The following is a 10,807-nucleotide window of genomic DNA, read 5'->3' on the forward strand; positions in this document are numbered from 1 at the left end:
GTGCCTCGAACACCGCGGTGACAGTTGTGTTGCCGTGGGCAAAAGTACCCTACGTCCGGTGTGGATTCCGCAGGCCATCGGCGCCCTTGATGGGAAACCGGGGGTAACCGGCACGCGCGGGCAGCCGCTGTTGCACGGACGGGCAAGGGCGGCTCGCGTTCACCGGAGGGCCGGTTGCCGGGGCGGTGCGGCCACACGGACGACCGGGCCTTCGCCGGTGCCGTGGCGGTGGATCCGGCCTTCGGGGTCGGACACCTCGACGGTGACGCCGAGTTCGCGGGCGGCCACGGTGGCGGCGACGGCGGTGACCGGTGGCGCGTCGGGGGTGAGGTGGAGCGCCAGGCGCAGCCGGTCGGCGGTGGTGAGGCCGGCCTCGCCGGGTGGGAGGCCGCCTTCCAGGACCGCCTGCAGTTGCTGGGCGCCGGTGAGGGTGATCCCGGCGCGTTCGTAGGTTTCGGCGGGGACGGCCCGGTCGGGGTCGATCAGGTCGGTGCCGGCGGGGAGGTCGTCGTCGCGTATCCGGGCGGCGAGCAGGCGGTACAGGGCGTCGGTGGCGGCCTGACGGGGGCCGGGCGGCACGAGGCCCGCGTCGCGCGCGGCGGGCAGCAGGGCGGCGCCGATCCCGTCGGGGACGGCGAGCCGGTAGCGGCGGTCGTGGTGGCCGAGGACGAGGTGTGGTTGCCCGGTGCGGTCCGGCAGTGCGCCGAACTCCTGGAAGGTGCCGTCCGCGCGGACCACGGTGACCCGGGCGCCGAAGGCGCGGGCGGCGAGTGCGGGCAGCAGGTCGGCGGCGGAGTGGTCGAGGCCGGGGCCGGGCCGGCGCAACTGGGCGGCGGCGAGGGCGGCCCGGGCGTGGTCGTCCAGCTTGAGGGTGTGCGGGATCAGTCCGCCGAGTCCGTCGAACTCGCGGCGGGCCGGGGTGTCTTGGCCGAGGGGGAGCCCGGCGGCGTCGGCCTCGGCCGGGGTGAAGGTGTCACCGGTGTCGGGGGCGGTGAAGGCGAGCAGGTCGGCGTTGGCCGGGTCGGTGAGGGTGGCGGCCAGGAGGTCCGGCAGTCGGGCGGCGACGGTGGCGGGGTCGGCGGGGTCGATCCCGGCGTCGGTGAGCAGCGTCGGGTGGTCGCGGCCCAGCCACGCGGCGAGGGCGTGATGGAACGAGCCGCCGTCGGCGGGGACGTCGTGCAGGGTGTAGCTGGTGTGGTCGGGGGCGAGGAGCCTGGGGTCGGGGCCGCCCGTGGTGGTGTAGGCGGGCGCGGCGGGCTTGGGTGGTTTCGGGGGTTTCGGCGGGGCGTCGTGGGTGACGTGGGGTGGTTCGGGGAGGCCGTCGAGGAGGCGGCGGCCTTCTTCGGTGGCGTTGAGCCGGTGCCAGCGGGTGAGTTGGTCGGTGGCGGCGCGGACGCGGTGGTAGTCGCCGGCGGCGCGGTCGGCGGTGGCGCGCAGCGTGTCCAGTTCGGCGCGGCGGGCGTCGTGGGCCGCGCGGGCGGCGTCGAGGCGGGCGGTGGCGGCGTCGAGCCGTCGGGTGGCCTCCGCGTAGGCGTCGTGCGCCGGGGTCGTCGTGCCGGAGCGGGCCATGACGGTGTCGAGGTCGCGTAGGGTGCGTTGCGCCCAGTCACCGTCACCCGACGCCTGACGGTCCGTCAGTTCCGCGACGAGTTCACGGCGGGCGGTGTCGGCCGCGCGGCGGGCCTCCTCGACGGCTTCCCGGGCGGCGTCGGCCTCCTCGCGCAGCCGTAGCGCGCCGCGGCGCTTTCCCCAGTAGGCCTTGTCCGCGTCGGTCCAGGCCTTGGCGGCGGCGCCGACGGCGTCCCATGCCTTGCCGACGTGGGCGGGGAAGTTGGTGTCGTCCACCAGCCCGAGGTCGCGTGCGATGTCCTCGCGGACCCAGGCGACCGTGTACGCCTCGGCGGCGACGTCCCGGGGGCCCGGCCTGGCGTGGCCGAAGGTGCCGAGGACCAGCTTGCCCAGGGCGGAGTCCTTGACGCCCCGGTGGACGTCGGCGACGCCGAGCCAGGTGGTGGGGACGGCGAAGAGGAAGGCGCGGCCGGTCTTGGGTTTGACGTTGACCGACTGGAGGTGTTCGCCGGCCGCGGTGACCGCGTCGCCGTCCACGGTGTGGGGGCCGGTCGTGGTCGCGTCGTACTGGGTCAGGCCGGTCGCCTCCGACCTGACCGTGGTGCCCTCACCGATCGAGGAGTCCTGCGCGTTGTCGCGGGAGACCGAGGTGGTGGCGCCTTCGGCGCTCTCGCGGAGCACTTCCAGTTTCATGCCGTCGGCGACGGTGAGCAGCACGGCGCGGCTGAAGTCGGGCTTGGAGTGGAGCGTCAGGGCGGCGGTGTCGGTGCCGGCGAGGTGCTGGTGGGCCAGGCCGGGCACGGAGTAGCCGGTGCCGGAGAGGGTGTGGGGCCAGAAGGCGGTCAGCGCGGCGTTGCCGGTGGCGTCCTCCAGGGTCTGCGCGGCGCCGGTGCCGGGGCGGGTGAGGCCGGTGTCCGTGGCGTGGCGCATCACGTCCTGGCGGCTGTCGTGCGGGCCGATGCGGAAGCCGTGGCCGTAGGAGGCGGCGATGGCGGCGTTGCTCGCGGCCCGGACGTTCTCCTGCCCGACGATCCGGCGCACGTGGAAGCCGTTCTCCGGGAAGGTGAACGGCCGTACGCCGCCGTCGCCGTACCGGGTGCCGGGGTCGAGCACCTCGGCGGCGCGGTCGGTGCGCAGCCGCTGGCCGGGGACGAGGCGGGGCGGGGCGAGCCGTGGGTCGGGCGGCGGTGTGCCGTGCGCCGCGTCGGGGGTCATCAGGCTGAGCGGTACGTGTTCGCGCAGGGAGCCGACGTCGCCTTCCTCGCTGATCGTCAGCCGTCCGGTGAAGTCGCGCCACCCGGCGGCGGCCTTGCCGAGCGGGCCGGCACCGGCCGGTGCCGGGTCGTCGGCCGCCTCCAGGGTGATGCGCAGCCGGTAGGGGGTGGTGATCTCGGCGTGCGGTTCGGTGGAGGCGGCCCGGTGGACGGTGGTGCTGGTGCTGGTGTGCGCCGAGGCGCGGGAGCGGCGGGCGGTGCCGGTCTCGCCGTAGACCGGTCCTTCGGCGACGGCCGTGGGGTTTCCGGTGGCCACCCCCTCGCCGACCGTGACGCCCAGGTCGGCTCCGGAGGAGTAGTCGGAGCTGTCCTGTTCGGTCTCGACGGCCCGTCGGCTCTCCTCCATCTCGGTGCCGTGGTCCAGCATCTCGAAGACCGGCTCGCCGGGGACGAGTTCGGCCCGCACCCGCACCGTGCGGTCGCCGATCCGCACCGGGCCCACGCCGTAGCCGCCGGCCCGCGCCGGGACGGACGTTCCCGCGCCGCCCATCTCGCCTCCCAGGGCCCGCAGGACCCGCGAACTGACCAGCGCCCGCACGCTCTCCAGCGTCTCCTGGTCGGGCCCGAGCCGGCGGCGCACCGCCGAGTCGAAGGCGGCGAGCACATCGCCGGGGTCCAGCGCGTTGACCGGGTAGGTGCCGAACGAGGCGTCCTTGAGCCAGGGTTGGGGGCGCCAGGTGGGTTCGGTGTACGTGGGGACCTCTCCCATGCCGTCGTCGATCAGGCCGAGGCGGTGGGCGCTCTTCTCGGGTACGTGGCCGATCCATCCGCCCGGCACCGAGGCGGTCGCCCCGGCGGCACCGGCGAGGGCGCGCGGCACGTACGGCTTGCCCACGGCACGGTGGCCGACGTGGCTGGAGGCGGCGGCGAGCCAGTGGTCCACCGTGCCGTTGACCAGCACCTGGTGGCCGAAGCCCTTGAGGTTCATGTCCGCGACGACGGTACGCGTCACCGACCGGCCGCTCCCCGCCGAACTCGACCAGGGGCTGACCACCACGCCGTAGGAGCCCGCCACGCCGGGGCCGGTGCGCTGCGGCTTGGCGAACAGCAGCCGGCCGCCGAGGAAGACGGTGGTGGCCCGGCCCGTCCGCCCGGACGCCTGGCTGCTTCCGGTGAGCGTCATCTCGGTGTCCATCGGCACCGGTCCGGACAACGCGGTCAGGTCGCGCACCGTGGTGAAGTGGCGGAACGTCGCCCACAACGTCGTGTAGGGGCCCTTGCCCATCAGCCCGGCGGCGCTCCAGCCGAGGGCGCCGGAGGTCTGGTCGAAGTTGGCGGTCAGGTACTGGGGCTGGAAGGCGCGCAGCACCGCCTCCCGGGCGGGCGCCCCCTCCTCGGTGAGCTGCCAGGCGCCGCCGGACGCGGAGTGCAGCACGTCGTCGGCCGCGCGCACCAGGCCGGGCGGCACCACCACGCCGACGGTGACGAACGGGTGCTGCTGGAGGCCGAGGAACTCCGCCGCGTGCCGCTGCCCCGGCCGCCCCGCGCCGCCGGCCGGCCCGAGGACACCCTTGGCGAGCGCCACCGCCCGCTCCCCGGACATGGGCACCGGCTCCACCCCGTCCCGCAGCGCGGCGTACGGGTTGAGGTGACCGGCCCGGTGCGGGTCGACGGCCGGGGCGTGCTGGTCGGGGACGCTGATCAGCACCTGGCCGCGTACCGCGCCGCCACCGACCGCACGGCCGTCCGGCCCCTCCCCGATCAGCACCCCGTCCGGCCGGCTGAAGACGAACGGCTGCGTACCGAGCAGGCCCAGCGAGGCCACCCCCCGCAGCAGGCCGCGGAAGCGCCAGTAACCGCCCCGGCTGACCGTCAGCGACAGGTCGTAGCGGTACAGGTGCGACGGTGTGGTGCTCACCGACATCGGCTCGTTGCCCACGGTCGGCCCGTACCCGGACTCGTGGTCGCTCTGCCGTCCGGAACGCCAACCGGCCTGCACCGTACCGGCGTTGTCGGGGGCGCCGATGCCCGGGACGGCGTCCTTGCGTGGATCGCGCACCGCCAGCGAGCCCTCGACACCGTACTCCAGCGCGCGTCTGCGGCCCCGCTGCCCGTCGCGCCGTTCGGTGCCGGGGGCGCTGTAGCGGATCTTCACGTCGCGCTGGACGCCTTCGTAGGCGCGGTTGGTCAGTTCGCCGTGGAGCCAGACGTAGTGGTGGCCCTGGCCGACGCGTCCTGGTTCGTTCAGCCGGATCCGGATGCCGGTGGTGGTCAGCGCCTCCAGGTTGCCGGACATGCTCTGGTGCGACAGGACGTTGAGGATCTCCAGCGAGTTGGCGAGCGCCGTCTGGTACGCCTCGGCGTTCCGCCACCGTCCGGGCGGCGGCGGTGTGTCGGTGCGGGGTGAACCGCCGCCGAACGCCAGAGCCGTGCGCACCCGGTCGCCCAGGCTCGTCCGCTCCGGCGGCGCGAGCTGGTCCAGGGGCGCGACCAGCCCCGGGTACTCCTCGGCGACGGCGGCGAGCACCCGGTCGGCGAAGTGGTCGAGCAGCGTACGGACCCCGCCGTCGGACTCCCGGACGGCCCGGCCGTCGTCGAAGGAGAACTCCTCCACCCGGTGCATGCCGAGCGTGGGCGGCCGGTCGGCGGTCAGATACGGCGGGGCGAACGGCTCGGGGGCGCCGTTGTCCAGCGCCAGCCGGGTCGTGTCGTCCCACCCGGCCAGCCGGCGCGCCTCGCTGCGGGTCATCCGGTCCACGCTCCAGGTCTGGAACGCGTGCGCGGGACCGGTGCTGCCGCCGTGCCGGACGTGGACCGTCTTGCGCACCAGGTACAGCCCCGTCGGGTCGCCCTTGACCTGCCCCGCGGACTTGACGCCGCCGGAGCCGCCCTGTCCGGCGGAGCGGGTGGCGGAGAGCACGTAACGCGCCGTGGGCCCGAACTGGAGGCGCAGGTCCAGCACCCCGCCCGCCAGGTCCAGCAGGTTGAACGCCGGTCCCCCACTGCCTTCCAGCGTCAGGCTGACGCCCTTGGCGCGGCTGCGTTCGTTGCGCACGGTGGCGGTGCTGATGTCCCGCACCTCGGCCTCGGACGTCTCCGTGACCAGGACCGCGCTGCGCGGCACCACACCCTCGACCACGAAGACACCGAGCGGTGTCTTCGCCTTGTCGTCGGCGAACAGCGGCACGGTGGTGACCCGGCCGTTCGAGAGCGAACGCGACATCCGCTGGAAGCCGTCGGCGGAGAAGAACGCGTCCAACTCACGCCACGCCCCACTGCCCGGCTCCACCCCGATCTCCCCCGCCGCCCAGTCCCGGATCCTCGCCACCGGCCCGAACCCCTCGGTACGCACCAACCGGTAACGGGACTCCGGCCCCAACTCCATCGACCGCGGAATACGCCCCGGCGACACCGACGTCATCAGGCTGTCGGGCAACCGCACCAACAACCCGTTGCGCATGGCGAACCCGAACCCGCTGCCCGGCACCTCACCCCCGCCCGGATCGGTGACGCGCACGTCGTAGTGGACGTGGGTCAGATGGACGTGCGACCCGTCCAGCGAACGCGTCTCCATCTGGCTGACGCCCTGATCGGTCTGGCCGTACGTGACCTTGTCGGTGAACCCCACCCGCCCCGCGATCCGCCCGAAGCCGCTGAACGCCGCGGTCCCGACCGGTCCGATCGGCCCGCCCAGCGCGAACTGCCGGGTGCCCTGGACGGACTTGACCTGCCCGGCGCCCGTGGCGAACCGGTGCATGCCGTCGATCTTCGCCGGGTTGCCGTAGTCGTCGGCGAACCTCTCCCACACCGGATAGTGCCGCGCGGTGATGTCCAGGACGCGGGGTCGCCCGTCCTGGTCGACGAAGGGCAACTGCCGCCCCTCCCCCGTCAACCCCGTCGGCTGCCTCGTCACCGCCCGCCACACGTCCCCCATCACCCCGCTGTCGTCAGCCGGCCGCACCGGCCCACGCCGCAACATCTCGTCGATGTGCCCCACCACCTGCTCCGCCCCCCGCAGGACGACATCGGCATGCCCGAACGTCCCCGGCGCGGCGAGGAGTTGACGTCGTTCCGCCTCCGTGGCGTCCGGCAGCAGCTTCGCCAGATCGTCCACGTACGCGGGCATCCGGCTGCCGTCCGGAAGACGGCGGGACAAGGCAGGCATCTCTTCGGGCGGCCGGGCGCCGGGCATGAGGCGGGTCGGCCGGGTCTGGTCGAGGGTGGTGGTGATCCACTCCTTGGTCCTGGGGGCCGGCTCGGGCGCCGGGCGGGCGGTCGGTGCCTGGTCGGGGTGGGCGCTGCCGCCGGGGTGTCGGACGGGTGCGGGGCGGGGCGCGGGGTTTCCAGGCCGCGGGTGGTGGGGACGGGGTGGCGGGCCGGGTCGGAGGCGGAATCGGCGGAATCGGCGGAACGGGGGGCCGGGCGGACGGCCTGGAGCTGGAGTTCTTCCGAGCCCGGCTGGGCGGGGCGTGGTGGCGCCTCGGCGGGGCGGTCGGTGGCGGGCGCGGAGCGCGGTGCGGGTGGCTCGGCCGGCGGGTGCGGCGCGGGGACGGCGGGCGGCGCCGTCTCCGTGCCGGAACGGCCGGGCGGCGGGGCCGGTGTGTCGTCGGTGATCCGGTCCAGGCGTACGGGGTCGACCGGACGGACGGCGGGGCGGACGAGTTCCTGGCGCAGCGCCGTCGTCCGCTCGTCGTAGGAGAGCGCGTCGTCCAGTTGCCGTTCCAGTTCCGCGAGGCGTTCGCCGCTGCGGGCGGCCTGGTCGGACTCGCCGCGCAGCAGGTGTTCGGTGCGCCGCGCGCTCAGGGTGTCGATGCGTTCGCGCAGGTCGTGTACGCGTGCCTGGCGGCCGTCCTCCTGCCGGCGCAGGTGTGCCTCGTACGCGTCGAACGCGCGCCCGGCGGCTAGTGGTGTCCGGGCGTCGGGGACGCGCCGGAGCAGGGCGGTGGTCCGCTGGTCGGTGCCTTCGTGGAGGGCGTCCAGCCGGGCGCGCAGTTCCGCCTCGTCGGGCGTGTGCCGGTCCGCGTCGTCGGCGCCCAATCGGTCGAGGCGTTCGCGTAGTCGCCGGTCGTGCCGGTGGGTGTGCAGTTCTTCCAGGGTCTGGGCGGCCTGGTGCGGTTCGGTTGCCTGGGCGGCCGACGCGCGGAGCGCGCGCTCGTCGGTGGTGGTGTCGAGCGCGTCCAGCCGTGCGCGCAACGCCTCTTCGGCCGACGTGGTCCCGTCCGCGCCCGGGGGCGTCAGGCGGTGCCACCGTTCCAGCAGCCGGGCGTCCTCCGCCGCCTCGTCGTGGGCTCGCGACCCACCGGAGGCATGCCGCTCGACGTACGCCGAGTAGCCGCGCAGCGCGGCGTCCAGCACGTCCGGGTCGCCGCCGCGCCGGGCGCCGCGCACCGCGTCCACTTCGCGCTGCCACTCCGTGCGCGAAGCGCCCGAGGGACCCAGGCGCTCGAAACCGCCCGCGACGTGGTCACCGAACGCCTCGTACCGCCGGCTGAGCGTCGCCACGTCGATCCGGTCGCGGAACTCCTCCAGATCACGGGCCGCCCGGTGCCATCGGCCCGTCCGGGCGGCGTCGGTCACCCGGACGGACAACTCCCGCCGATCCGCCTCCGGCACCCCCGCCCGCCGGGCCGCCCCGTCCAGCGTGTCGACGCGCTGCCGGACCCACCCCCCCGGCTCCCCCGGCTCCCCTCGCGGCGCGGCGGGCGCCTCGTCGATGGCGTGGTGGGGGACATCGAGACCCTTCAAGGCGGCCAACTCCTCGGGCCGTACCGCATTCCCAGCCCCGACGGACACGGCCGACGACGGCCCGGTTCCACCCTCCGGGACCCCTCCACGAGGGACAGCGGGCAGGTCCGGGAGCGAGGCCGGTGACTCCGCGCGGACATGGGCGTTCTCCGGCGTGGACGTCGGCGACTGCCCCCGGGTGGCGGGCACGGCGTGCGTCGCCTGCCCTGGTTGGGAGGGCGCGGCGACGGAGGTGGTGAACTGCGGGTGGCGCGGCACCGACGCGGACCGCGCGGGCACCGGGGCCGCCGCCTCGGACACCTCGTGCGGTCCTCGCACCGCGACGGGCGCGGAGTCCGGCCCGGCCGGGGTTGCCGGCCGCGGGTGCCACGACGCCGACACGGCGTCGCCCCGCGCGGTGCCGCCCGGCCGACCGGCCGTCCCTTCGGCGCCCGGCGTCCGCGACACCTCACGCGGCGCGAGCCCTGGTACGCCCCCCGGCTCCCGGGTCGCCGTCCGCGGTACCGCTCGCGCATCGCGCACCGGCGCGTCCACCGGGCGGGTCAGGTGCCGTTCGGCCGGTCGCGGGGTCGGGGCGCCGGGCTCCACGGTGTCGAGCCATGTCTCGATCGGACGGCCACCGGTCGGGGAGACGCCGCTCAGGTTCCCGGCGTCGAGGCGTCCACCACCGACATCGGCCGTCTCGAAGCCCGGCAGACCACGCGGAGCGTGAACCTCCCCGTCCCGGCCGGCCGGAGCGTTCCGCGGGATCAACGGCGCGTCACCCGGCCAGATCCCGGAGACCGTCACGTTGTCGTCGAAGGATTCGTCGCCGAGGCTGGACACGTCGTCATGGGCGCGTCGTCCGTCGCCGACAGGCGCGCCGACGGACGACGAGGCCGTCCGATCCCTCTCGAAGCGGTCATCCCAGGGGAACGGCATCCGGTCACCGCCCGCGCGCGGCCCGACGGGGCCGGTGGGGGTGGTATCGCTCTCGGTGGGTACGTGGGCGTATCCGTCGCCGCCCTCACCGCCGATGTCGCCGCGTGGCGGGGTGGGCAGCCCCTCGCCGGGGTCGGGCAGATCGAGGGAGGGAGGCTTGGCGGGGCCTTTCGGGACCTCGGCGAAGTCGTCGTTGGCGCCGTCCTTGCCGCCCTTGCCACTCCGCAACGACCCGAGGTGTCCGATCGCACCGCCCACCGCGCCCGCGACAAAGCCCAGTCCGGGGTTGCCGTCCGTGCCGAACGCCGCGTCCGTGGCCGCCATCCCCGCCATACCGCCGAGACCACCCAAGGCCATCTTGCCCAGCAGCGTCTCCAGCAGCTTCGGCGCCACCGCACCGCCCGCCATGAACAACGCACCCGTGATCGCCCCGTTGATGGCACCCGAACCCAGCGCCATCTCCGTGTTCTTCCAGTCCCACGAATGCCGCTTGCCCTCACCGAACTGGATCAACTGAGCGATCGCGTCCATCAACCCCGCAGCCGCCACATTGACCGCCACCGCAGCCAACAACCGCCACAGGATCATCCCGATCGCGGCCCGCCCCTGCGCGATGATCTCCGGCAACGACTCCGGACACCACCACGCCAAAAACGCGATCTCCGCCGCCATCCACCCCAGCATCATCAAAATCATGATCTTGGAATACTGGATCTGCAACGCCGTCTGATCACACGAGTCCGCCAACTGCTCAGCGGCCGACGCCACCTGCGGCAGATTGTCCTGCAACTTCGCCAGATACTGCTCGAACGCCTCAGCGGTCTCCCCCGAGACCCCCGCCTTCACATCATCGACCGCAGGCTGGAAATCCTTCGCGATCGCCCGGATCTCCTTCGCGAACTCCCGATGAACCTTCGCAAGCTCCCACAGCTTGTCCTCATCGGCCTTCGGCCACTCACCACCCGCCAACGCCGCGACCCACTGCAACTCCGACGGCAACATGATGCTCATCGGCCGGGGTCACCGCCGCGCTGCGGTACTCCGTCCAACCCGGCGCGAGGAACGGGTACTTGGTAGCCGGACACGCCCGGACCCTAGGGATCCGGGGTAACCGGCGATCAAGCCCGTACCGAACACATCGTGAACACATCAGTCGCCCCGATGGTTCACGGACCCCTCACATACGGAAGAGTCTTTCCGCGTTGCCGTGCGTGATCAGGTGCTGAGAGGAACACCGACGCCACCGCCCTGACGAGCGGCTGGGCTTCACGACCCGGAAGGCGGTGACGTTCCGCGGGCCCCGCACGCCGGGTGACGACGAGGGCGGTGCGGGCACGTCGCGACCGCGGAGGTGGGCG

General features: G+C 74.3%; 1 protein-coding gene. It reads right to left on the reverse strand.

The genetic code is table 11. The features are described 5' to 3' along the window. Positions 1–159: 159 nt before the first annotated feature. Positions 160–6,909, reverse strand: coding sequence for a hypothetical protein (locus tag SCATT_RS01925; protein WP_042507549.1), 6,750 nt, complete (start codon positions 6,907–6,909; stop codon positions 160–162). Positions 6,910–10,807 lie beyond the last annotated feature (3,898 nt).

The organism is Streptantibioticus cattleyicolor NRRL 8057 = DSM 46488 (genome assembly GCF_000240165.1).
GTDB lineage: Bacteria > Actinomycetota > Actinomycetes > Streptomycetales > Streptomycetaceae > Streptantibioticus > Streptantibioticus cattleyicolor.